The organism is Streptococcus sp. 'group B', from assembly GCF_002073795.1.
Classification (GTDB): Bacteria; Bacillota; Bacilli; order Lactobacillales; family Streptococcaceae; genus Streptococcus; species Streptococcus agalactiae.
The window spans coordinates 1,383,057-1,405,419 of record NZ_CP020432.1 but is presented as its reverse complement, the minus strand read 5'-3'; the positions used below and the strand labels follow the sequence as shown (position 1 = coordinate 1,405,419).

Genomic DNA, 22,363 nt, shown 5'->3' with positions numbered 1-22,363 from the left:
TTTGGTTTTTACTTACTAAAAAGGTTGATATTAAAGCGTTTTCCAAAAGTGACCATACTATTTTAAAGAAAGAAGCGTTTCTCTTGCATTCTTTTCTAAAAAGAGTATAATAACAATATCAATTAAATATCAAGTGGTCACTTAAAAATAAAAGCATTTACCAAGCTTTTTACTTGGCAGTCACTTTATAAAGTTGTATAATATTAGTATAGTTAACAACTTAATTAATTGCCGAGTGGTCACTTTAGAAACTCTTGTTATTTAGTTAAGAACAAAATAAGTTTGTACACTGAGATGTACTTAGGAAGAAAGGTATTTATCATGGGGTTAATTTGGTCATTAATCGTTGGTGCTATTATTGGTGCTATTGCAGGAGCAATCACTAACAAAGGTGGTTCAATGGGTTGGATAGCTAACATCTTAGCTGGTTTAGTTGGTTCATTTGTTGGTCAAAGTTTACTAGGAACATGGGGGCCTAAGTTAGCAGATATGGCTTTGATTCCTTCAATCGTAGGTGCGATTATCGTTATCATTGTTACTTCATTTGTATTAGGCAAAAAATCATAACTACATAACTAGTAGAATGATTAGTCAAGAAAGAGAAGGTATTTATCATGAGTTTAATTTGGTCATTAATCGTAGGTGCTATTATCGGTGCTATTGCAGGGGCTGTTACTAACAAAGGTGGTTCAATGGGTTGGATAGCTAACATCTTAGCTGGTTTAGTTGGTTCATTTGTTGGTCAAAGTTTACTAGGAACATGGGGGCCTAAATTAGCAGGTATGGCTTTGATTCCTTCAATCGTAGGTGCGATTATTGTTGTCATTGTTACTTCATTTGTACTAGGTAAAATGAATAACTAGAAAAGGAGTTACCTATGTCAAAAGGACTAAAAAGTTTATATACTTTGCTAGGTCTAATCTCCCTTACCCTACTAGGATTTGTAGCTGTTATCAGTAAACAACACATTTATCTACCATCTTTTAATTGGTTAGATTGGGATTTTAATTTGCCATCACCGATTGACGTTGGTATGTATCATTATTTCTTTTGGGGAGCATTAGTGCTGTTTGTAATCGTTTTACTGGCTATATTGGTAGTTCTGTTTTATCCAAGACGATACACAGAGTATAAACTGGCTGATAAAACTGGTAAATTGATGTTAAAAAAATCTGCAATAGAGGGATTTGTTAAAACAGAAGTATTAAAAACTGGTTTGATGAAATCTCCTAGTGTGACAGCTCATTTATATAAGAAAAAAGTGAAAGTTGATGTTAAAGGTCTTTTAACTTCTCGTACAAATGTACCGGAACAACTTGAACATATTCAAAGTGATGTTGAACTTGGCTTAAAAGAATTCTTTGGGTTGGAAAAGAAAATGAACACTAGAGTATTTGTTAAGCAAGTTGAAGAAGAAAATGTTGGAAATGCTAAGACGAATAAAAGTCGTGTAGAATAGGAGTCTAATATGTCAGAATTCGTGAGGAAATACAGATATCCACTAGGAGGTGCAGTTATTGGGCTCGTTTTAGCTGCAATGATTGTAACCATTGGATTCTTTAAAACAATTCTTGCTCTTGTTATCATTGTGCTAGGTGCTTATGCTGGGCTTTATGTGCAAAGAACAGGTATGCTTGACCAATTCTTTAATAAGAGAAAATAAAATTTTTCGTTTATATTTATTCTACATTATTTAAATAAAAGAAAGAGGAACTATTATGACTGAAACTTACATCAAAAACACAACTAACAATTCTGGCACGACAGCTGTTCGTGGAGAATTAACTTTCGAAGATAAAGTGATTGAAAAAATTGTTGGAATTGCGATTGAGCATGTAGATGGTCTTTTGGCTGTAAATGGTGGTTTTTTCTCAAATTTAAAAAATAGCGTTGTAAATTCTGATTCAGTTACAGATGGCGTAAATGTTGAAGTGGGTAAAAAGCAAGTTGCTGTTGATTTGGATATTGTTGCTGAATACCAAAAACATGTTCCAACTATCTTTGCCGATATCAAAAAAGTTGTTGAAGCTGAAGTGAAACGTATGACAGACCTTGAAGTGGTTGAAGTTAATGTTAATGTTGTTGATATTAAAACTCGTGCTCAACATGAAGAAGATTCAGTAACTCTTCAAGATCGTGTAACAAGTGCAGCACAAGCAACAGGTGAATTTGCTTCGAATCAAGTTTCAAACGTTAAAAGTGCCGTAGGTAACGGTGTTGATAAAGTGGAAGACATGAAGTCTGAACCACGTGTACAATAATTGATTTAAGTATAGTTTAAAGTATTGTTATTAGTAGGAGGCTATTATGTCTGAAGAAAAATTTGATGCAAAAGTTGATAAGGTTTCTGGTTCAGTAAAAGAATCTGTTGGGAAACTTACTGGCGATAAAGAAGTTGAATCTGAAGGTAAAGTCGATAAATTGAAAGGTCATGCAAAAGAAAAACTTGCTGACATTAAAGATACCATTAAGGGTGCTTCAGAGAGCTTTAAGAAAAAGGACTAGAAGGTTTGAGGTCATTTATTTATGGAAAATCAAAAACAAGATATTAAAACTTCAGTAACTTATGAAGAAAAGGTAATTGCTAAAATTGTTGGACATGCTTTAGAATCAGTAGACGGACTCTTGGCTGTGAGTGGAGGTTTCTTCTCTAATCTAAAAAATAGCGTTGTAAATTCTGACTCAGTAACTGATGGTGTAAATGTTGAAGTTGGTACTAAAGAAGTTGCAGTTGATTTAGACATCGTTGTTGAATACGGCAAGGATATCCCAGCTATCGTTGAAAGCATTAAAGCGATTGTCAGTCAAAACGTTGAAGTGATGACCCACCTTAAAGTTGTTGAATTGAACGCAAATGTCGTAGATGTTAAGACTAAAGCTGAACATGAAGCTGACTCAGTGACAGTACAAGATCGTGTATCTGATGCAGCACAAGCAACAGGAAACTTTGCTTCTGAACAAGCTGGCAAAGCTAAAGCAGCAATTTCTTCTGGAGCAGAGAAAACAAAAGAAGCAGTATCAAATGGTACTGAGGCTGCAAAAGAAAAAATCTCAGAAGCTCGTACTAGTGAATCTTAATTCAGTAAACTACTTTTTATGATAAGACACTCGGAGCTGGGAGACCAGCTCCTTTTATATGATATTTACTAAAGACATTAGATATTAACAAAAAAGATATATTTGCAATATTTTGCTAATTGTGGTTTAATATGTATGTTTTTATTAGGATAAGGAGGGTTGGATGGTTTCTGAACAATCTGAAATTGTAACATCTAAATATCAAAAAATAGCAGTAGCGGTTGCACAAAGAATCGCAAATGGAGATTATGAAGTTGGAGAGAAGTTGAAATCTAGAACAACTATTGCTTCAACATTCAACGTATCACCAGAAACAGCACGTAAGGGTCTTAATATTTTAGCAGATTTACAGATTTTAACTTTAAAGCATGGCAGTGGAGCCATTATTCTTTCTAAAGAAAAAGCAATTGCATTCTTAAACCAATATGAAACCTCTCATTCAGTTGCTATTTTGAAAGGTAAAATCCGTGATAATATTAAGGCTCAGCAACAAGAAATGGAAGAGTTAGCTACTTTAGTTGATGATTTTTTGCTTCAAACACGTGCGGTTAGTAAACAATACCCACTAGCACCATATGAAATTATTGTCAGTGAAGATTCTGAACACCTTGGTAAGTCAATAGGAGAATTAAATGTATGGCATCAAACTGGTGCGACTATTGTGGCTATTGAACACGAAGGGAAATTTATTGTTTCTCCAGGGCCTTTCTCAGTTATAGAGCAAGGAGATCATATCTTTTTTGTTGGTGATGAAGATGTTTATGCACGTATGAAAACCTATTTTAACTTAAGGATGGGGCTTTGAGAGAATGGATTTTGTCTTTGATATAGATGGAACTCTTTGTTTTGATGGTATGAGTCTATCTAAAGAAATACAAGGAATACTAGAGAGAGCCCAGATTGATTATGGTCATAGAGTCACTTTTGCTACGGCGCGATCTTATAGAGACACTATAGGTATCCTTGGCGACAAGCTATCTTTATCAAAAATTATTGGTTTAAATGGTGCGACTTTACATGAAAATGGTCACTTAGTGGATAGTTACTATTTACAAAGTGACTTTTTTAGTACTATTATTTCATATTGTCATCGCTATCAGATTCCATATTTTGTTGATGAGGTCTTTAATTACGCTACTTATCAGGCTTCTAAAATTCCCTTTATTGCTTATGTTGATCCTCAAAAAAGGGGAGAGCTTCTAGAAGTTTCTAAAATTGAGAAACCGATAAAAATGGTGTTGTATTTTGGTGATCAGCTGAGAAGGGCAGACCAAATGTTAGCGAAATTAAATCGTTTTGGACTTAGTAGTCACTTTTTCCACGAATTTGAAAAATGTTTGTACATAAATCCCATTGCAGTTGACAAGGGAAAAGCCACTAAGAAATTATTTGGGAATCGTTTTATAGCTTTTGGCAATGATAAAAATGATATTTCTATGTTTGATGCTGCGCATTATAGTGTTCAAGTAGGGGATTTTGATGAACTGACTCCTTACGCTAATTTACGTGTATCAAGAGAATCTGTACATGAAGGAATTACAATGCTTTTTGAAAAATACAAGGGGATTACGTAATGGATTTATTCCTAAGTTTAGAGAGGAAATTTAAAGCTGCAAGTGACAAAGAAGTTTCTAAGCAACAGGAGGCTTATTTACGCCATCATTTTAAGTGCTATGGTATTAAATCACCTGAGCGACGTATGCTCTACAAAGAGCTTATAAAGGCCGCTAAAAGACAAGCAAAAATTGATTGGCAATTGCTTGATAAATGTTGGCAAAGTGACTATCGTGAATATCATCATTTTGTACTTGATTATCTATTAGCTATGAGTCAATTTCTCACCTATAATGATTGCTCTAGACTAGAGTTTTACGCTCGTCATCAACAGTGGTGGGATAGTATTGATGTTCTGACTAAGATTTTTGGGAACTTATCCTTAAAAGATGACAAGGTTATGAATTTACTGTCAGAATGGTCACTTGATCAAGATTTTTGGATGAGGCGACTAGCTATTGAGCATCAACTAGGATTTAAAGAAAAAACAAATACTGATATTTTGTCACTTTTTATTTTAAGAAATACAGGAAGTCAAGAATTTTTTATCAATAAGGCGATTGGCTGGGCGCTTAGGGATTATTCAAAGTATAATAAAGTATGGGTAAAGGACTTTATCAGTAATCATTATGATGAGTTGTCGACTTTGAGCATACGCGAAGGAAGTAAGTACCTCTAATTATCAGTTCAATTATTCGAAAAAGAAGAAGCTTCATAGTAAAATAAAGGTAATTGATAAGGAGATAAACTTATGACGACATTTCTTGGAAATCCTGTTACTTTTACAGGAAAACAGCTACAAGTTGGGGATATTGCAAAAGATTTTTTACTAATAGCTACAGACTTATCTCAAAAATCTTTAAAAGATTTTGAAGGGAAAAAGAAAGTTATTAGCGTTGTTCCTTCTATTGATACAGGTATTTGTTCAAAACAAACACGTACTTTTAATGAGGAATTATCAGAGCTAGATAACACAGTGGTTATTACTGTTTCTATGGACCTTCCATTTGCTCAGAAGCGTTGGTGCAGCGCTAAAGGTCTTGATAACGTGATTTTATTATCAGATTTTTATGATCATTCGTTTGGTCAAGAGTACGCTCTTTTGATGAATGAGTGGCATTTGTTAACGCGTGCAGTTCTTATTTTGGATGAGCATAATAAGGTGACTTACACCGAATACGTTGACAATGTTAATTCAGATGTTGACTACGAAGCGGCGATTAATGCTGCAAAGATATTACCATAAATAATAAGGCTGGAAAATTTTCCAGCCTTATTATTTATATAGACAGTGAGAACAATTAGAGATGAAATGTTGTCATTATTCATCTTTTTCAATATCAACATTGTTTTTAAATATTAGATACATAACTCCATTGTAAGCTACACCGGACATAATACTAGACAAAATAACTTTTAAAGAAAATAGTGATACAATCAGCGGAGTGTTATTGTTAGTTGTTAAACCCAAGATAAGCCACTGGATGACAGTATAAAATATCCCGATTTTGATAAATTTTTGTTTGTTTTTCTTTATTGCTACTGGATAGTCATTTTTTGAGACTTCTAGTGGCGTTATTAAATCATGACTGTTGAGATAAGAGGGAATAACAATTAGAAAAATACAAAAATATAGAAAGAATGTTAAAGCTAGGAGAGTACATGCAGTCTCTGTGGGATATTTACTTACCGTGAACCAGGCGATGATAGAGGATAAAATGTGATAGAGACTAGTGGTTGCAAATAATAGATTTCCAAGGTAATTGATTTTTTGTTCTCTGTATTCATCGAATGGGCCATTAATACCATATAGGGATTTTATTAATTTTATCCCCAAATTTTTCTTTTCTTTCATAATATTCTCCTATCCTTGAACTATTTAATAAAGTTTGAGATTGAAATAATAATACGACCTAACCTCCCGAGTTTTCATAGATTTAGAGAGTCTAATCTGTTATAGATGTCTACTATCCCAAAAAAGAGTATTGAGGTCTGTTTGTAGGCATTCCGCTAGTCTTATACAAAGATCTAGCGAAGGATTGTATTTATTATTTTCAATAAGGTTTATTGTTTGTCTGGCGACACCAACTGATTTTGCTAAAGCTAATTGAGATATGCTAGCTTTAATTCTGTATTCTCTAAGACGATTCACGATTATTAGCTCCTTTAGTAAAGAATTTAAGAAAAGTGTCATATATAGATGACATTTTAAGTATATATCATTTTTCGAAGAGTGTCAATTATATGTGACAAATAAATATAAAAAACTTGTTTCCAGTCAAAATGGAAACAAGTTTAATGATTTTAATCAGTATAAGATAATGAGAGATTAACCCTATCGGTTATAACTATTTTTCTAAATAGCTATAGTTGTATTTAGAGTCAGTATTTTCGCAAGCAAATTGTTTGTTTGGATAACAAGCTGCTTGTGGTTTATTACCCAAAAATTCAGTTGAATCTTCTTCAGTATAGATGTTAGGCTGATTTTCAAGTGATCCTGAAGCGCCTGAGTGATAATCCCAATCAACAGGTCTTGCATCATAAGAAATTACGGGAGCGTTCTCTTTAGAATAAGGTGTTTCTGAAAGATAAACAGTATATTCTTGTTCAGCTGTTTTTTTCATATTTTGAATAAAATATCTTTCTCCTGATTTTGTAGTTGGGATAAGATTTTCTTCAAAGAGTCTGTTATAGACATGGGAGACAGTTACCAATTGATAACCAGTTAATGTGTGGTTAAATAGCGGTTGTTCAGTTTTGGCATCAACCATTTTAATCGAAATGGTTGATTCTGTACGTGCTAAACTTTTAGCATTTTTAGAAACATAGTAGCGTTCTGTAATGATGTCAGATTCTACTTCAGCTGATGAGCGACTTAATAGTGGACGGATATTCCCGATTTGGTAGTAAATATTTTCCTCATTAAAGTCATAATTGAAAATCAATTTATTAATTTGAAGGTTTTGTCGTACATTCGTGCTAATACGATGTTGAAGTTTGTAACCTTCTTTATCTAAACGAGAGTTTAAAAAAGCTTCGTAAGCAGACTTAGAAAGTGCATAGTCTGTGATATAATCTCCAACACGATAACCGTTAAGTTCCGAATCAGCAGTGTGTAGATTTGTGTATTCATCTAAAACTTTTCCAGAAGATTCTTCAACAAAGTAAATACGGTGTGATATAGCGACTGGAGTCCCCCATCGAACTTCATGTGTTTCTGTTACGATAGGAGTAACAGTACAAGTTACTGGAACGTCAATCCAAAATTTGTTTGGACCGTCTTTAGGTACAGTAACACCGTCGTTATCAATTGCTATTTCTTCTGTCTTGCCATCATCTAATTGACGCTTCAGATAAGCACTTTCCTTAAACTCGATGTTGCTGTATTGAACGTTTTTACTTTCTCCTCCAACACTAGAGTTTAAATTTCGAGCAATATAATCTAGAATTTCTTCTTTACTTAAAGTTTGTCCCATCTTTACATTGACTTCGATATAATGCGGTAAAATGCTATTTCCGTTTTGATCAGTACCTGTAACATTTACAATAATGTGAGGATTTGGGTTTTCTACGTATTGGCGGTCACTAGGACCAGCAATAGCGTGGGCTTTTTCAGTGTAATAAAGACTCATCGATAGTACGAGCGTGCAAACTCCAATCGATAGTATACGTTTAAATGTTTTCCTAGACATTCATAAATCCTTTCATTTTAAACAATAAATTGTTTAGTTATCCTAAAATAAAGCAGTGAATGATAGGAATTAATCTCTACGACACTAAGTTATACTGATATAAAAATTAATAAATATAGAAATGTATATATTAATTTAAAATCTATATTTATTTTATATTACCATAAAAAAGCGACAAATAATATAATAATTCGGAAAAATATTTAAATATACAAATGAAAACCTTTACCGAGATTAATTGTCTTATAATTATTATATAGTAAAATTAAATGTTTTAGATTATGTCATTTTTACAAATAATAGGTTTCATTAAAATGTATAAAATTACAAAATTTTATATAATTATTTTACTATTTTAATTGAAGGAGTTGTGATATTATGTTATGATTAATGTAGTTTATCATAAGGAGTTTTTATCATGAAAAAGTTTTTAAAAGTTTTTTTAACTGTACTAGTACTTATTCTAATTGTAGGTGCAGGCGGTCTCTATTTCTGGAATAATCGTCAGTCACTAGAGGGGAAATGGCGTACAGTTTCTTTAGAGAAGCAAGTTGAGAAAGAAATAGAACAACAACTTGGAAGTCAGGCAGCGGATATGGGGATTAGTGCAGCTGATTTGGTTAAGGGCGCTAATATGCATATGAACGTCAAAAACGATGAGGCAAAGATAACAGTCACTGCTCAAATTGATGAGGTAAAATTCCATCAAGCTATAAAAACTTTTATTGATAAAGCTCTTGAAAAACAATTAAAAGATCAAGGTTTGACTTACAATGATTTAAGTGAAGCAGGTAAAAAGATTTTTGATGAAACAAAAATCACTGACAAACAAATTGACCAACAAATTGATAGAAGTTTCCAAAGTGCTGCACAAGCTGTCGGAGGAAAATATAATACTAATACTGGTGAAATGACATTGCCAGTTATGGATGGTAAAGTACATCGCTTAACAAGTGTTATTAAAGTATCGCATATCAATAAAAAGGCAAATGCGTTCTATGGTAATATTGTGAAAAATGGTGAAAAAACAGCCTATAAAAAAGAGGGCTCAAAATTGATTTTAGGTAACGAAAAATCATATCCATTTATGAAAGTAACTAAATAATTGTGAATTAGTAATGAAAGAGGATCAGAGCATATTCTGGTCCTCTTTCGGTTTTCCTGCCACGTTTTAAAGCTTGTGATATAATAGTCAATGTGAGGAGGACTATCATGTTATTTAAGGAAAAAATTCCTGGACTAATATTATGCTTTATTATTGCTATACCATCTTGGTTGCTTGGGCTTTATCTCCCTTTAATAGGAGCACCAGTCTTTGCTATCTTGATTGGAATAATTGTTGGATCCTTTTATCAAAATCGACAATTGTTTAATAAGGGTATTGCTTTTACGTCTAAATATATTTTACAAACAGCAGTTGTCTTATTGGGTTTTGGACTAAACCTCATGCAAGTGATGAAAGTTGGTATATCATCGTTACCCATCATTATTATGACGATTTCCATTTCATTGATTATTGCTTATGTTTTGCAAAAGTTATTTAAGTTAGATAAAACGATTGCTACTTTAATAGGTGTTGGTTCATCTATTTGTGGTGGATCCGCAATTGCAGCGACTGCACCAGTTATTAATGCTAAAGATGATGAAGTAGCACAAGCTATTTCGGTTATTTTTTTATTCAATATCTTAGCGGCTTTAATTTTTCCAACGCTGGGGAATTTTATTGGTCTCTCTGATCACGGTTTTGCATTATTTGCAGGGACTGCTGTCAATGATACCTCGTCAGTTACAGCAACTGCTACTGCATGGGATGCTATCAATCACAGCAATACTTTGGGCGGAGCTACTATTGTTAAATTGACACGAACATTAGCCATCATTCCAATTACGATTGTATTATCTATTTATCATATGAAACAAACGCAGAAAGAACAATCTGTAAGTGTTACTAAGATATTTCCGAAGTTTGTGCTTTATTTTATCTTAGCTTCTTTGCTAACAACGATAGTTGCTTCATTAGGTTTTTCGTTACGTATCTTTGAGCCACTTAAGGTTTTATCTAAATTTTTTATTGTTATGGCAATGGGGGCAATTGGTATAAATACTAATGTCAGCAAACTAATTAAAACTGGAGGAAAATCAATTCTTTTAGGTGCAGCGTGTTGGTTAGGCATTATTATAGTTAGTTTAACAATGCAAGCTATCCTTGGAACTTGGTGATCTTGTCTAAAGCTAAATATTTGTAATCGATTTCATAAATGTTATAATGAGGATATCAAAAGGAGGGAACATTATGGCATATAAAACAATTTATCCGTACACTAACGAAGTATTGCATGAATTCGATAATATCAGTGACAGTGATCTCGAACAGTCATTAGACATAGCGCATGCCCTCTACAAGACATGGCGCAAAGAAGATAATGTTGAAGAACGCCAAAATCAATTGCATAAAGTAGCAGATTTATTACGTAAGGACCGTGATAAGTACGCTGAAGTTATGACTAAAGATATGGGAAAACTTTTCACTGAAGCACAAGGAGAAGTGGACTTGTGTGCAGACATAGCTGACTATTATGCTGATAATGGGCAAAAGTTTTTAAAACCTGTTCCGTTAGAAAGTCCAAATGGAGAGGCTTACTATTTGAAACAAGCTGTCGGTGTTTTACTTGCTGTCGAGCCATGGAATTTCCCATTTTATCAGATTATGCGTGTATTTGCCCCTAACTTTATAGTGGGTAATACTATGCTTTTAAAACATGCTTCTATTTGTCCTGCATCAGCTCAAGCATTTGAGGATTTAGTCCGAGAAGCAGGAGCTCCAGAAGGAGCGTTTAAAAATATTTTTGCTTCGTATGATCAAGTTTCAAACCTTATATCAGATCCTCGTGTTGCAGGTGTGTGTTTAACTGGTTCTGAGCGTGGTGGGGCATCAATAGCAGCTGAGGCTGGTAAAAATTTGAAAAAATCGTCTATGGAATTAGGTGGGAACGATGCTTTTCTTATTTTAGATGATGCTGATTTTGATTTACTTAGTAAAACAATATTCTTTGCGCGTTTATATAATGCAGGTCAAGTATGTACATCTTCAAAACGTTTCATTGTTATGGCTGATAAGTATGACGAATTTGTAAATATGGTAGTTGAGACCTTTAAGTCTGCTAAATGGGGTGACCCAATGGATTCGGAAACAACCTTGGCTCCACTGTCATCTGCAGGTGCAAAGGATGATGTTTTAAAACAAATTAAATTGGCGGTAGACCACGGTGCTGAGGTAGTTTTTGGAAATGACACTATAGATCATCCAGGAAACTTCGTCATGCCAACTGTTTTAACGAATATCACTAAAGCAAATCCAATCTATAATCAAGAAATTTTCGGCCCCGTAGCCTCTATCTATAAAGTGGATACTGAAGAAGAAGCTATTGCTTTAGCTAATGATTCTAGTTATGGTTTAGGAAGTACTGTTTTCTCTTCTGATCCAGAACATGCTAAAAAAGTGGCGGCTCAGATTGAAACAGGGATGACATTTATTAATTCAGGGTGGACATCATTACCGGAATTACCGTTTGGAGGTATTAAAAATTCAGGATATGGTCGTGAATTGAGCCAACTTGGATTTGATACCTTTGTCAACGAACATTTGGTATTTACACCAAATAGTGATTAATCACTAAGTCAAACACAAGAACCAGATAATGTTATCTGGTTCTTTTTTGTTGAGGAGACAAGGAGAGGTCTTGATACAGGTGATTAAAATGAGAGGAGTATTTATTAAAGTATGCTATACTATTTTAGTATAGGAGGAAATTTTGAGTAAAAAACATATTACGCCTGTGTTTACAGGTTCACTAATTGTATCGCTTATTTTAGTCTTATTAGGAATTATTGTTCCTCGTGGTTTTCAATCTTGGACACAAATCTTGCGTGAACAGGTATCTACCAATTTCGGTTGGTTGTACTTGTTGTTAGTTACTTCAATTCTTGCTTTGTGTGTCTTTTTTATTATGAGTCCTCTTGGACAAATACGTTTAGGGCGACCTCATTCACGTCCTGAATATTCAACTGTATCATGGATAGCAATGATGTTTTCAGCAGGTATGGGGATTGGTTTGGTCTTCTACGGAGCAGCTGACCCCTTATCGCATTTTGCTATTTCGACACCTGGCGCACCTAAGGAATCGCAAACAGCATTAGCTGATGCATTTCGTTTTACATTTTTTCACTGGGGGATACATGCTTGGGCAGTATATGCATTGGTTGCTTTGGCTCTAGCTTATTTTGGATTTCGAAAGCAAGAGAAATACCTCTTGTCTGTCACTTTAAAGCCTCTTTTCGGTGATAAGACAGATGGTTGACTAGGAAAAATTGTTGATATCACCACAGTTGTTGCTACAGTTATTGGAGTTGCTACGACACTTGGATTTGGAGCTGCTCAAATCAACGGAGGGTTAAGTTTTTTATTGGGTGTTCCCAATAATGCATTTGTTCAAATTGTTATTATCCTTATTACAACAGCTTTATTTGTTATGTCAGCTTTATCAGGTTTAGGAAAAGGTGTTAAAATTTTATCGAACTTAAATTTGATTTTAGCGGTAGCCCTCTTAGCTTTAGTTATTGTATTGGGACCAACGGTTCGTATTTTTGATACCCTAACAGAGTCTTTAGGCTCTTATTTACAAAATTTCTTTGGAATGAGCTTTCGTGCAGCTGCTTTTGACAATACTAAACGTTCTTGGATTGATAATTGGACGATTTTTTATTGGGCGTGGTGGATTTCCTGGTCTCCTTTTGTTGGAGTTTTCATCGCTCGTATTTCTAAAGGGCGTAGCATTCGGGAGTTTTTAACGGTAGTTCTTTTAATACCGACATTATTGAGTTTTGTATGGTTTGCAGCATTTGGCACATTATCAACTCAGGTACAACAACTGGGTATTAATTTGACAAAGTTTGCAACAGAGGAAGTATTGTTTGCTACTTTTAATCACTACACTTTAGGTTGGCTTTTATCCACTATTGCTATCATTTTAATTTTTTCATTTTTTATTACATCAGCAGATTCTGCAACGTACGTTTTGGCTATGTTGACAGAAGATGGTAATTTAAATCCAAAAAATCGAACTAAAGTAATTTGGGGGCTAGTGTTGGCAGTGATTGCTATTGTCTTACTCTTGTCTGGTGGTCTGTTAGCGCTGCAGAACGTTTTAATTATTGTCGCTCTGCCATTTTCATTCGTAATGATTTTGATGATGCTAGCGCTATTAGTGGAGCTTTTCCATGAGAAAAAAGAAATGGGCTTATCGATTTCTCCAGATCGTTATCCACGTAAAAATGAACCATTTAAATCTTATGAAGAATAAAAAGAAGCCAGAAGGCTTCTTTTTATTGGTTAATCGTTTTGATCAAATCATCATCGCTAGTAGTTGGTAAGATACGAACTCGATTAAGAGAAAGCAAACCGTTATCTTTTGTTGCAACTCTTTCGTTTGTTGTAAGCCCTAGTTTATAATATTGACTAGCAATATCCAAAGTTGTAGGATTGTAGCGTCCTGATGGATAAGCAATCGCAAGAGTATCTTGAGAGAGTTTTTGATCTAAAAACAGTTTTGATAGTGTCATTTCTTGGGTTTGTAGTTCTGGAGTTAAGAGAGAAAGATTGGGGTGAGTAACCGTATGTCCTTGGAATGACATGCCGTTTTGCTTCATTTCTAGCATTTGTTGAACGTTGAGGTTAGATTCTCGTCCTTCTTGAACAAAGCCAGTGATGATATTATTAGTGGCTTTAACCTTGTACTTTTTGAGTATAGGGTATGCCTTAGTGTAGAAATCGGCATTTCCATCATCAAAAGTAATCCAAATGACTTTTTTTTCAGGTAAAGCATTTTCGTTTAGTGCACGATATGCCTCGTTAGGGGCTAAGAAGTAATATCCTTCCTTTTTGAGACGTTTTATATGACTTTCAAAAATGTCAGGTGCCACAATTAAGTTAGCACTGGCGGCTTCAGAAGGGTCCATAACATGAACAGCATGGTACATTAAAATGGGTATTTTAACAGGAGTCTTTTGCTTAACCCATTTCTTTTTTTTGATAGATGTGACAATTTTTCGATGACTAGAGGCGTTCGTTTTTGTTTTTATTTCTTGCTTTGAACGATTGTTGAAGAATAGAAATATGCCGATTAAAGCTATTAACAAAAAAAAGACAGAAGCAATAGCTAACCATGGGGAACGTTTTCGTGGTTTACGATGACTAGTAGGTGTGTGTGCCATTTATTTCTCCTTAACTTTTAAAGTACTTTTATTGTATCATCTTTTCTGAAATAATATTCTCTTTTTAAGAACTTTCATAGGACAAGACGCGTTTACCCTATAAAAAATATTGGTAATTTGTTATAATATAGCCAATGTTTGTCTTGAAGTTAGAGACAATTTCTAAGGAGAAATTCATGACTATTAAAATAGCTTTATTAGGTTTTGGAACGGTTGCTAAGGGTATTCCATATTTGCTAAAAGAAAATCAACATAAGCTACTTTCTTTAGAAGGCGAAGATATTGTAATTGATAAAGTATTAGTAAGAGATAATGAAAGCCGCCAGCGTTTCATCAATCAGGGATTTACTTATAACTTTGTGACAGAGATAAATACTATTCTTCAAGATCCACAAATTGATATTGTAGTGGAATTAATGGGGGGGATTGAGCCAGCTAAAACTTATTTGAGTCAAGCATTAGGATTTGGTAAACATATTGTGACAGCCAATAAAGATCTCATTGCTTTACACGGAAAAGAGTTGATGGATTTAGCAGACGCTAGAGGTCTAGCTTTATTCTATGAGGGAGCAGTTGCTGGAGGCATTCCTATTTTAAGGACCCTATCGCATTCGTTTGCCTCAGATAAAATGACACGTTTATTAGGAATTCTCAACGGTACCTCCAACTTCATGTTAACAAAAATGTTTGAAGAGGGATGGTCTTATGAACAAGCTCTAAAAAAGGCACAAGAGTTAGGTTATGCCGAAAGTGATCCTACAAATGATGTTGAAGGTATTGATACTGCCTACAAAGCCACTATCTTAAGTCAATTTGGATTTGGTATGCCTATTGATTTTGATGATGTTAATTATAAGGGGATTTCTAGTATTCGCTCAGAGGACGTTGAAGTAGCTCAGGAGATGGGCTTTGCCATTAAGTTGGTAACTGATCTTCGTGAAACTCCAACTGGTATAAGTGTAGACGTTTCTCCGACACTAATTTCTCAAGAGCATCCCTTAGCTGCAGTTAATCATGTGATGAATGCAGTATTCATTGAATCAATAGGGATTGGTCAGTCTCTTTTTTATGGACCAGGTGCGGGACAAAATCCAACAGCAACCTCTGTTTTAGCCGATATCATCGATATTAGTCGTAGTATTCGATCACAGATAAAAATTAAGCCTATGAATACTTATCATTGTCCGTGTAGGTTGTCAATGCAGTCTGATATCTTCAATGAGTACTATCTAGCTATTTCTTTGAAAAATGCTGAAGATAGTGATACACTTGGAAGGTACTTTGAGCAAGAAAATATAGGTTTGAAAAATGTTATTGAAAAAGCATTGGATGATAAACAACAAGAAATCTATGTATTAACAGATGAAGTTAGCCAAGAGAAAATAACTCAATTTATTGAGGAGTTTCCTGAGAGTGGTGTCATTCAGTTAATCAATGTTTTCAAAGTAATAGGAGGGTGAAATGAGGATAATTGTACCTGCAACTAGTGCGAATATTGGTCCAGGCTTTGATTCAATAGGAGTTGCGTTATCAAAGTATTTAAGCATTGAAGTATTAGAAGAAAGTACAGAGTGGTTAGTTGAACACAATTTAGTAAATATTCCAAAAGATCATACTAACCTCCTTATTCAAACAGCTTTGCATGTTAAGTCGGATTTGGCACCACACCGCTTAAAAATGTTTTCAGATATTCCTTTGGCCAGAGGTTTAGGTTCTTCTTCCTCTGTAATTGTTGCAGGAATAGAATTAGCCAATCAATTAGGAAATTTGGCTCTTTCTCAAAAAGAAAAATTAGAGATAGCTACCCGATTAGAAGGACATCCTGATAATGTAGCACCGGCCATTTTTGGTGATTTAGTTATTTCATCAATAGTGAAAAATGATATTAAAAGTTTGGAAGTGATGTTTCCAGATAGTTCCTTTATCGCTTTTATTCCAAATTATGAATTAAAAACAAGTGATAGTCGAAATGTACTACCTCAAAAATTGAGTTATGAGGATGCAGTTGCTTCAAGCAGCGTCGCTAATGTGATGGTTGCGTCGTTGTTGAAAGGTGATTTGGTAACTGCTGGATGGGCTATAGAAAGGGACCTCTTTCATGAAAGATATCGTCAACCTTTGGTGAAGGAATTTGGAGTTATAAAACAAATCAGCACTCAAAACGGTGCGTATGCTACTTATTTGTCTGGAGCAGGACCGACGGTAATGGTTCTGTGTTCGAAAGAAAAAGAACAACCAATTGTCACAGAGTTAAGTAAATTATGTTTAGATGGACAGATTCAAGTACTTAATATTGAGCGAAAAGGAGTGAGAGTTGAGAAAAGATAATTTAGGAATTATCCTTGGCTTGTCAGCCTATGTTTTATGGGGGCTTTTATCTCTTTATTGGAAATTATTATCTGGAATTGAAGCATATAGTACGTTTGCTTATAGGATTATATTCACTGTTTTAACTATGCTTATTTATATGCTCGTTTCGGGTAGAAAAACAGTCTATTTAAAAGACTTAAAAGGCTTAGTTAATAATAAAAAGTCATTTTGGACAATGTTTGTAGCCAGTATTTTAATTTCAATTAATTGGTTGGTCTATATTTTTGCAGTCACGCATGGTCACGCTACTGAGGCAAGTCTTGGTTATTATATGATGCCGATTATTTCAATTTTGTTGTCGGTCCTTGTTTTACGTGAACACCTGGCAAGAGTAGTTAGCCTTGCAATTTTGATTGCAATCATGGGAGTTGGAATTTTAGTTTATCAAACTGGTCATTTTCCTTTAATTTCACTAACTCTAGCGCTTTCTTTTGGTTTTTATGGGTTATTAAAAAAATCAATTTCTTTATCTAGCGATTTTTCGATGCTGGTAGAAAGTAGTTTTATTGCTCCGTTTGCACTCATTTATATAGTGTTTTTCGCCAAAGATTTTTTAACTGATTATAATATATTACAATTAGTTTTACTCTCACTTTCAGGAATCATTACAGCAGTTCCTCTTTTATTATTTGCAGAAGCCATTAAGAGGGCTCCTCTAAATATTATCGGTTTTATCCAATACATCAATCCAACCATCCAATTATTGCTAGCATTGTTTATTTTTAAAGAAACTATCGTTAGTGGGGAGGTAATAGGTTTTATTTTTATCTGGCTTGCTATTTTAGTTTTTAGTATTGGACAAGTACATACGATGTTAAAGAAAGGTAAATAAGATGACTTATCAAGAAGCGCTAGAATGGATTCATAGCAAATTAGCTTTTGGTATTAAACCAGGTTTGGAACGTATGAGATGGATGCTAGAGCAGTTAGGAAACCCTCAAAACAACCTATCTGCCATTCATGTTGTTGGAACGAATGGTAAAGGATCAACAACTAGTTATTTACAACATATTTTTACAAATTCTGGTTATCAAGTTGGAACATTTACATCACCATATATTGTTGACTTTAGAGAGCGTATTAGCATTGATGGTCAAATGATTCCAGAGTCTGATTTTATCAAACTTGTTGAGACTGTTCGTCCAGTTGTTGAACGGTTGCACCTTGAGACCAACCTAGAACCAGCTACAGAATTTGAAGTTATAACAGTTTTGATGTTCTATTATTTTGGCAATAGCTGTCCAGTTGATATCGTCATTATTGAGGCTGGAATGGGCGGTTATTATGATTCTACCAACATGTTCAAGGCTTTAGCGGTTACTTGTCCGTCAATTGGATTAGATCATCAGGAGGTTTTAGGACGAACTTATGTAGATATAGCTGAACAAAAAGTAGGTGTTTTAAAAAAAGGAGTTCCATTCGTATATGCTAATGATCGTCAGGATGTTGAAGAAGTCTTTCAAATAAAAGCCAAGGAAACCCACAGCCAGACTTATCGTTTACACAATGACTTTTATATAAAAGAAGAGGAAAATTATTTTAACTATATAGGTCCTCAAGCAAATATTGATCATATTCAGTTGCAAATTCCGGGACATCACCAAGTTTCCAATGCTAGCATAGCTATAACTACCAGTTTATTATTAAGAGACAAATATCCAAAGTTAACCCTACAGACCATTAAAGATGGGCTTGAAATGACAAAATGGGTAGGCCGTACAGAATTAATCTTTCCAAATGTAATGATTGATGGCGCTCATAATAATGAAAGTGTCGATGCTCTCGTTCAAGTTATAAAAAAATATCAGCAGAAAAACGTGCATATTCTATTTGCTGCAATTAATACTAAACCGATAGAGAGTATGTTAGAATCATTGTCTAGTATCGCTCCGGTTTCGGTTACTAGCTTTGATTACCCTAAATCAATAAACTTAGACAAATATCCTAAAGCGTACACTAGAGTTAGTGATTGGAAGAAATGGCTACATGATATAAATCTGACATCAGATAAAGATTTCTATGTGATTACTGGCTCCCTTTATTTTATTTCTCAAGTTCGTCAGGAACTACTATTAATCAAAACTACAACAACTTAAAAAGGATAGGATAAATTAATGCCCAATCAAGAAAAAATGGAAAAAGCTATTTATCAATTTTTAGAGGCTTTAGGAGAAAATCCTGATCGAGAAGGGTTGAAAGATACACCGAAGCGTGTGGCAAAAATGTATATAGAAATGTTCTCAGGACTTAATCAAGATCCAAAGGAGCAATTCACTGCAGTCTTTTCTGAAAATCATGAAGAGGTTGTGATTGTCAAGGATATTCCATTCTATTCCATGTGTGAACATCATTTGGTTCCTTTTTATGGTAAAGCTCATATTGCTTATTTACCAAACGATGGACGTGTTACTGGACTTAGTAAGCTTGCACGTGCAGTTGAAGTGGCGAGTAAGCGTCCTCAACTTCAGGAACGTTTAACAGCACAAGTTGCACAAGCTTTAGAGGATGCTTTAGCGCCTAAAGGTATTTTTGTTATGATAGAAGCAGAGCATATGTGCATGACAATGCGTGGCATTAAAAAACCAGGAAGTAAGACGATTACAACGGTAGCTCGTGGTTTATACAAGGACGATCGATATGAAAGACAAGAAATTCTATCGCTAATACAAAAAGGATAAAAGATGAAAATAGGACAATATGATATTACAGGTAAAGCTTGTATCATGGGGATTTTAAATGTAACGCCTGATTCCTTCTCAGATGGTGGTTCTTATACCACAATTGATTCAGCTTTAAATCAAGTTGGTGAGATGCTTGAACAAGGGGTGGCAATTGTAGATATTGGGGGAGAATCAACGCGGCCAGGTGCAGTATTTGTGACTGCTGAAGAAGAAATTAAACGTGTAGTTCCAATGATTAAAGCTATTAGAGAGGTCTACCCTGATCTTTTGTTATCAATAGATACTTATAAAACAGAGGTAGCTCAAGCAGCCCTTGATGCAGGTGTACATATTTTAAATGACGTTTGGTCAGGTTTATATGATGGTAAAATGCTATCTTTAGCAGCAGAACGAAATGTTCCAATTATTTTGATGCATAACCAGGAAGAAGCTGTTTATCAAGATATCAAAAAAGAAGTTTGTGAATTCTTACTTGAAAGAGCAGAGCGTGCTTTAGAAGCAGGTGTTTCAAAGGATAATATTTGGATAGATCCTGGCTTTGGTTTTGCTAAAACAGAGGAGCAAAATTTAGAGCTATTAAAAGGTTTGGAACAAGTGTGTGATTTAGGTTATCCTGTGTTATTTGGGATCTCTCGAAAACGTACTGTTAATTATCTTCTAGGTGGTAATAGGGAAGTAACTGAACGTGATATGGGGACTGCTGCTTTATCGGCATGGGCAATAGCAAAGGGGTGTCAGATTGTACGTGTTCACAATGTTGAAGTAAATAAGGACATTGTGACAGTAATTAGTCAGTTGGTGTAATATGGATAAGATTTATTTAAATAAATGTCGGTTTTATGGTTATCATGGTGCTTTTTCGGAAGAACAAACATTGGGGCAAGTTTTTCAAGTTGATGCTGTTCTATCACTTGATTTAGCAAAAGCATCACAAACTGATGATTTAATTGATACGGTTCATTATGGTGAAGTTTTTGACTGTATTAAAAATCATGTTGAAAACGAACAGTATCAATTAATAGAGAAATTAGCAGGTGTTATTGTTGAAGATATTTTCTTACAGTTTCATCCAGTACAAGCTATTACATTAAAGATTACAAAAGACAATCCACCAATTAATGGGCACTATGAATCAGTTGGAATTGAATTGGAGCGCAAGCGAGTATGACAACCGTTTACTTGAGTTTAGGTAGTAATATTAGTGATAGAGAAACTTTTCTGAAGCAGGCTCTCTTTTCAATTGATCATTTGCAAAAGACAAAAGTCGCGCAAATTTCCGCTATTTATGAAACAGCTGCTTGGGGGAATACTAACCAAGAAGATTTTTTTAATATATGTTGTCAGGTAGAGACAGACTTAGCACCTTTTGAATTATTGGATTATTGTCAAGAAATTGAAAAACGCTTAAAGCGCGTGAGACATGAGCACTGGGGTCCAAGGACAATAGATATTGATATCTTACTTTTTGGTAATCAAGTGATTAACCAAGAAGATTTAGTAGTACCCCATCCGTATATGACGAAGCGAGCATTTGTTCTAGTTCCGTTACTCGAAATAGCACCTCAACTAAGTTTACCTAATGGTTCTAAGCTAGAAGACTATCTCGAAAAATTGAATTTAGGAGAAGTTCATTATTTAAAACCAGTCGAATAGTCAGTTAGGATTTTAAAATTAAAATACACAGAAATTGTGATAATGTATCGTCAACAACCTATATTTTTGGTATAATAGAAATCGGTTTTATGCCGATTTTTTGTGTCTATAAAACACAATAAAACAGAATTGAGATAAAGGTTATGATTAAAACAATACAAAAAGAATTAGAAGGTCTCGATATTCGCTTTGATGAGCCTTTAAAGAAATATACTTATACTAAAGTAGGAGGACCTGCTGATTATCTTGCATTCCCAAGGAATCGCCTTGAACTATCGCGTATTGTTAAGTTTGCTAACAGTCAAAATATTCCTTGGATGGTTTTAGGAAATGCGAGTAATATTATCGTTAGAGATGGTGGTATCCGTGGTTTTGTTATCATGTTTGATAAACTGTCAACTGTTACAGTCAACGGTTATGTTATTGAAGCAGAAGCAGGAGCTAATCTCATTGAAACAACTCGTATTGCACGTTATCATAGTTTAACTGGCTTTGAGTTTGCTTGCGGAATTCCTGGAAGTGTAGGTGGAGCAGTCTTTATGAATGCTGGCGCTTACGGTGGTGAAATTGCTCATATTTTATTGTCTGCACAAGTTTTGACACCACAGGGTGAACTCAAAACGATTGAAGCTAGGAATATGCAATTTGGTTATCGTCATTCTGTCATTCAAGAGAGTGGAGATATTGTTATATCAGCTAAGTTTGCCTTAAAACCAGGAGATCATCTCATGATTACTCAGGAAATGGATCGTTTAACCTATCTCCGTGAGCTGAAACAACCTTTAGAATACCCTTCTTGTGGTTCTGTGTTCAAACGTCCTCCAGGACATTTTGCAGGGCAACTCATTAGCGAAGCACATCTTAAAGGTCAACGTATTGGTGGAGTAGAGGTTAGTCAAAAACATGCTGGTTTTATGGTTAACATTGCAGAAGGTTCAGCTCAAGATTATGAAAATCTTATTGAACATGTTATTAACACCGTTGAATCAACTTCAGGTGTCCATTTGGAACCAGAAGTTCGTATTATCGGTGAGTCGCTATTATAAAGTAGTTTAGTACTTACTT

Annotated in this window: 27 protein-coding genes and 1 pseudogene; 24 read left to right on the top strand and 4 right to left on the bottom strand. The window is 34.6% G+C overall.

Annotation, left to right across the window (positions count from 1 at the left end; translation table 11 throughout):
* Positions 1-321: 321 nt before the first annotated feature.
* The 11 genes from A6J68_RS07460 to tpx all read left to right on the top strand — a co-directional run bounded on the left by A6J68_RS07460 (position 322) and on the right by tpx (position 5,878).
* Positions 322-567 carry a GlsB/YeaQ/YmgE family stress response membrane protein gene (locus A6J68_RS07460; protein WP_000523009.1) on the top strand — a complete coding sequence of 82 codons (246 nt, stop codon included), beginning with the start codon at positions 322-324 and terminating at the stop codon, positions 565-567.
* Positions 568-614: 47 nt separating this feature from the next.
* Positions 615-863 carry a GlsB/YeaQ/YmgE family stress response membrane protein gene (locus A6J68_RS07455; protein ID WP_000053321.1) on the top strand — a complete coding sequence of 83 codons (249 nt, stop codon included), beginning with the start codon at positions 615-617 and terminating at the stop codon, positions 861-863.
* 14 nt (positions 864-877) lie between these two features.
* Positions 878-1,459: an alkaline shock response membrane anchor protein AmaP gene (gene amaP, locus A6J68_RS07450; RefSeq protein ID WP_000033484.1), complete on the top strand. Its 582-nt coding sequence runs from the start codon at positions 878-880 to the stop codon at positions 1,457-1,459.
* Positions 1,460-1,468: 9 nt separating this feature from the next.
* Positions 1,469-1,663, top strand: coding sequence for a DUF2273 domain-containing protein (locus A6J68_RS07445; RefSeq protein ID WP_001288927.1), 195 nt, complete (start codon positions 1,469-1,471; stop codon positions 1,661-1,663).
* A gap of 55 nt (positions 1,664-1,718) precedes the next feature.
* Positions 1,719-2,261 (top strand): Asp23/Gls24 family envelope stress response protein, encoded by a 543-nt coding sequence (locus tag A6J68_RS07440; protein WP_000141119.1) that lies wholly within the window; start codon positions 1,719-1,721, stop codon positions 2,259-2,261.
* 46 nt (positions 2,262-2,307) lie between these two features.
* Positions 2,308-2,505 carry a CsbD family protein gene (locus A6J68_RS07435; RefSeq protein ID WP_001288036.1) on the top strand — a complete coding sequence of 66 codons (198 nt, stop codon included), beginning with the start codon at positions 2,308-2,310 and terminating at the stop codon, positions 2,503-2,505.
* Between the two features lie 21 nt (positions 2,506-2,526).
* Positions 2,527-3,078, top strand: coding sequence for an Asp23/Gls24 family envelope stress response protein (locus A6J68_RS07430; RefSeq protein WP_000431299.1), 552 nt, complete (start codon positions 2,527-2,529; stop codon positions 3,076-3,078).
* A 163-nt stretch (positions 3,079-3,241) separates the two neighbouring features.
* Positions 3,242-3,883 (top strand): TrkA C-terminal domain-containing protein, encoded by a 642-nt coding sequence (locus A6J68_RS07425; RefSeq protein WP_000253256.1) that lies wholly within the window; start codon positions 3,242-3,244, stop codon positions 3,881-3,883.
* Between the two features lie 4 nt (positions 3,884-3,887).
* The gene (locus A6J68_RS07420) at positions 3,888-4,652 is read left to right on the top strand and encodes an HAD-IIB family hydrolase (protein ID WP_000348145.1); all 765 of its coding nucleotides are present in this window, start codon (positions 3,888-3,890) and stop codon (positions 4,650-4,652) included.
* Entirely contained in the window at positions 4,652-5,311 is a 660-nt protein-coding gene (locus tag A6J68_RS07415) for a DNA alkylation repair protein (protein ID WP_000362929.1), read from the top strand. Before A6J68_RS07420 ends, A6J68_RS07415 begins: the two co-directional genes overlap by 1 nt.
* Before the next feature lie 72 nt (positions 5,312-5,383).
* A complete protein-coding gene (gene tpx, locus A6J68_RS07410; protein WP_000206527.1) occupies positions 5,384-5,878 on the top strand; it encodes a thiol peroxidase in 495 nt (164 codons plus the stop codon).
* A 75-nt stretch (positions 5,879-5,953) separates the two neighbouring features.
* Here tpx and A6J68_RS07405 read toward each other — a convergent pair whose 3' ends face one another.
* The 3 genes from A6J68_RS07405 to A6J68_RS07395 all read right to left on the bottom strand — a co-directional run bounded on the left by A6J68_RS07405 (position 5,954) and on the right by A6J68_RS07395 (position 8,264).
* Positions 5,954-6,487, bottom strand: a complete 534-nt coding sequence (locus A6J68_RS07405) for a DUF3278 domain-containing protein (protein ID WP_000660086.1) — start codon at positions 6,485-6,487, stop codon at positions 5,954-5,956.
* A gap of 99 nt (positions 6,488-6,586) precedes the next feature.
* On the bottom strand, positions 6,587-6,826 hold the full coding sequence (locus tag A6J68_RS07400) for a helix-turn-helix transcriptional regulator (RefSeq protein WP_001869992.1): 240 nt from the start codon (positions 6,824-6,826) through the stop codon (positions 6,587-6,589).
* A 154-nt stretch (positions 6,827-6,980) separates the two neighbouring features.
* Positions 6,981-8,264: a hypothetical protein gene (locus A6J68_RS07395; protein WP_000061222.1), complete on the bottom strand. Its 1,284-nt coding sequence runs from the start codon at positions 8,262-8,264 to the stop codon at positions 6,981-6,983.
* A 478-nt stretch (positions 8,265-8,742) separates the two neighbouring features.
* On the opposite strand from A6J68_RS07395, the gene A6J68_RS07390 reads away from it, so the two are divergent.
* The 4 genes and pseudogenes from A6J68_RS07390 to A6J68_RS07370 all read left to right on the top strand — a co-directional run bounded on the left by A6J68_RS07390 (position 8,743) and on the right by A6J68_RS07370 (position 13,684).
* Complete coding sequence (locus tag A6J68_RS07390) at positions 8,743-9,429, top strand: hypothetical protein (protein WP_000714061.1); 687 nt, start codon at positions 8,743-8,745, stop codon at positions 9,427-9,429.
* Between the two features lie 107 nt (positions 9,430-9,536).
* The gene (locus A6J68_RS07385) at positions 9,537-10,544 is read left to right on the top strand and encodes a YeiH family protein (RefSeq protein WP_000897651.1); all 1,008 of its coding nucleotides are present in this window, start codon (positions 9,537-9,539) and stop codon (positions 10,542-10,544) included.
* A gap of 73 nt (positions 10,545-10,617) precedes the next feature.
* Positions 10,618-11,994 carry an NAD-dependent succinate-semialdehyde dehydrogenase gene (locus A6J68_RS07380; protein WP_000323651.1) on the top strand — a complete coding sequence of 459 codons (1,377 nt, stop codon included), beginning with the start codon at positions 10,618-10,620 and terminating at the stop codon, positions 11,992-11,994.
* Positions 11,995-12,136: 142 nt separating this feature from the next.
* A pseudogene (locus tag A6J68_RS07370) lies at positions 12,137-13,684 on the top strand (BCCT family transporter).
* Positions 13,685-13,706: 22 nt separating this feature from the next.
* Here the strand turns inward: A6J68_RS07370 and A6J68_RS07365 are convergent.
* Positions 13,707-14,594 carry a polysaccharide deacetylase family protein gene (locus tag A6J68_RS07365; protein WP_000951504.1) on the bottom strand — a complete coding sequence of 296 codons (888 nt, stop codon included), beginning with the start codon at positions 14,592-14,594 and terminating at the stop codon, positions 13,707-13,709.
* A gap of 176 nt (positions 14,595-14,770) precedes the next feature.
* On the opposite strand from A6J68_RS07365, the gene A6J68_RS07360 reads away from it, so the two are divergent.
* The 9 genes from A6J68_RS07360 (at position 14,771) to murB (ending at position 22,344) form a co-directional block, all read left to right on the top strand.
* The gene (locus A6J68_RS07360; RefSeq protein WP_070469347.1) at positions 14,771-16,054 is read left to right on the top strand and encodes a homoserine dehydrogenase; all 1,284 of its coding nucleotides are present in this window, start codon (positions 14,771-14,773) and stop codon (positions 16,052-16,054) included.
* A 1-nt stretch (position 16,055) separates the two neighbouring features.
* Positions 16,056-16,922 (top strand): homoserine kinase, encoded by an 867-nt coding sequence (gene thrB / locus A6J68_RS07355; protein ID WP_001220331.1) that lies wholly within the window; start codon positions 16,056-16,058, stop codon positions 16,920-16,922.
* Positions 16,909-17,796 carry an EamA family transporter RarD gene (rarD, locus tag A6J68_RS07350; protein WP_001224293.1) on the top strand — a complete coding sequence of 296 codons (888 nt, stop codon included), beginning with the start codon at positions 16,909-16,911 and terminating at the stop codon, positions 17,794-17,796. The genes thrB and rarD overlap by 14 nt, the downstream gene beginning before the upstream one ends.
* A gap of 1 nt (position 17,797) precedes the next feature.
* The gene (locus A6J68_RS07345; RefSeq protein ID WP_000222111.1) at positions 17,798-19,060 is read left to right on the top strand and encodes a bifunctional folylpolyglutamate synthase/dihydrofolate synthase; all 1,263 of its coding nucleotides are present in this window, start codon (positions 17,798-17,800) and stop codon (positions 19,058-19,060) included.
* Between the two features lie 18 nt (positions 19,061-19,078).
* Positions 19,079-19,642: a GTP cyclohydrolase I FolE gene (gene folE, locus A6J68_RS07340; protein WP_001133587.1), complete on the top strand. Its 564-nt coding sequence runs from the start codon at positions 19,079-19,081 to the stop codon at positions 19,640-19,642.
* Between the two features lie 3 nt (positions 19,643-19,645).
* Complete coding sequence (gene folP, locus A6J68_RS07335; protein WP_000690157.1) at positions 19,646-20,449, top strand: dihydropteroate synthase; 804 nt, start codon at positions 19,646-19,648, stop codon at positions 20,447-20,449.
* A gap of 1 nt (position 20,450) precedes the next feature.
* Complete coding sequence (gene folB / locus A6J68_RS07330; protein WP_000358072.1) at positions 20,451-20,813, top strand: dihydroneopterin aldolase; 363 nt, start codon at positions 20,451-20,453, stop codon at positions 20,811-20,813.
* The gene (gene folK, locus A6J68_RS07325) at positions 20,810-21,298 is read left to right on the top strand and encodes a 2-amino-4-hydroxy-6-hydroxymethyldihydropteridine diphosphokinase (RefSeq protein WP_000214503.1); all 489 of its coding nucleotides are present in this window, start codon (positions 20,810-20,812) and stop codon (positions 21,296-21,298) included. The genes folB and folK overlap by 4 nt, the downstream gene beginning before the upstream one ends.
* Before the next feature lie 143 nt (positions 21,299-21,441).
* Positions 21,442-22,344, top strand: a complete 903-nt coding sequence (murB, locus tag A6J68_RS07320) for a UDP-N-acetylmuramate dehydrogenase (RefSeq protein WP_000598027.1) — start codon at positions 21,442-21,444, stop codon at positions 22,342-22,344.
* The last annotated feature ends 19 nt before the right edge of the window (positions 22,345-22,363 follow it).

Coding starts and splice junctions, on each gene's coding strand:
- A6J68_RS07460 (WP_000523009.1), top strand. CDS start 322: ATGGGGTTAATTTGGTCATTAATCGTTGGTGCTATTATTGGTGCTATT.
- A6J68_RS07455 (WP_000053321.1), top strand. CDS start 615: ATGAGTTTAATTTGGTCATTAATCGTAGGTGCTATTATCGGTGCTATT.
- amaP (WP_000033484.1), top strand. CDS start 878: ATGTCAAAAGGACTAAAAAGTTTATATACTTTGCTAGGTCTAATCTCC.
- A6J68_RS07445 (WP_001288927.1), top strand. CDS start 1,469: ATGTCAGAATTCGTGAGGAAATACAGATATCCACTAGGAGGTGCAGTT.
- A6J68_RS07440 (WP_000141119.1), top strand. CDS start 1,719: ATGACTGAAACTTACATCAAAAACACAACTAACAATTCTGGCACGACA.
- A6J68_RS07435 (WP_001288036.1), top strand. CDS start 2,308: ATGTCTGAAGAAAAATTTGATGCAAAAGTTGATAAGGTTTCTGGTTCA.
- A6J68_RS07430 (WP_000431299.1), top strand. CDS start 2,527: ATGGAAAATCAAAAACAAGATATTAAAACTTCAGTAACTTATGAAGAA.
- A6J68_RS07425 (WP_000253256.1), top strand. CDS start 3,242: ATGGTTTCTGAACAATCTGAAATTGTAACATCTAAATATCAAAAAATA.
- A6J68_RS07420 (WP_000348145.1), top strand. CDS start 3,888: ATGGATTTTGTCTTTGATATAGATGGAACTCTTTGTTTTGATGGTATG.
- A6J68_RS07415 (WP_000362929.1), top strand. CDS start 4,652: ATGGATTTATTCCTAAGTTTAGAGAGGAAATTTAAAGCTGCAAGTGAC.
- tpx (WP_000206527.1), top strand. CDS start 5,384: ATGACGACATTTCTTGGAAATCCTGTTACTTTTACAGGAAAACAGCTA.
- A6J68_RS07405 (WP_000660086.1), bottom strand. CDS start 6,487: ATGAAAGAAAAGAAAAATTTGGGGATAAAATTAATAAAATCCCTATAT.
- A6J68_RS07400 (WP_001869992.1), bottom strand. CDS start 6,826: ATGACACTTTTCTTAAATTCTTTACTAAAGGAGCTAATAATCGTGAAT.
- A6J68_RS07395 (WP_000061222.1), bottom strand. CDS start 8,264: ATGAGTCTTTATTACACTGAAAAAGCCCACGCTATTGCTGGTCCTAGT.
- A6J68_RS07390 (WP_000714061.1), top strand. CDS start 8,743: ATGAAAAAGTTTTTAAAAGTTTTTTTAACTGTACTAGTACTTATTCTA.
- A6J68_RS07385 (WP_000897651.1), top strand. CDS start 9,537: ATGTTATTTAAGGAAAAAATTCCTGGACTAATATTATGCTTTATTATT.
- A6J68_RS07380 (WP_000323651.1), top strand. CDS start 10,618: ATGGCATATAAAACAATTTATCCGTACACTAACGAAGTATTGCATGAA.
- A6J68_RS07365 (WP_000951504.1), bottom strand. CDS start 14,594: ATGGCACACACACCTACTAGTCATCGTAAACCACGAAAACGTTCCCCA.
- A6J68_RS07360 (WP_070469347.1), top strand. CDS start 14,771: ATGACTATTAAAATAGCTTTATTAGGTTTTGGAACGGTTGCTAAGGGT.
- thrB (WP_001220331.1), top strand. CDS start 16,056: ATGAGGATAATTGTACCTGCAACTAGTGCGAATATTGGTCCAGGCTTT.
- A6J68_RS07345 (WP_000222111.1), top strand. CDS start 17,798: ATGACTTATCAAGAAGCGCTAGAATGGATTCATAGCAAATTAGCTTTT.
- folE (WP_001133587.1), top strand. CDS start 19,079: ATGCCCAATCAAGAAAAAATGGAAAAAGCTATTTATCAATTTTTAGAG.
- folP (WP_000690157.1), top strand. CDS start 19,646: ATGAAAATAGGACAATATGATATTACAGGTAAAGCTTGTATCATGGGG.
- folB (WP_000358072.1), top strand. CDS start 20,451: ATGGATAAGATTTATTTAAATAAATGTCGGTTTTATGGTTATCATGGT.
- folK (WP_000214503.1), top strand. CDS start 20,810: ATGACAACCGTTTACTTGAGTTTAGGTAGTAATATTAGTGATAGAGAA.
- murB (WP_000598027.1), top strand. CDS start 21,442: ATGATTAAAACAATACAAAAAGAATTAGAAGGTCTCGATATTCGCTTT.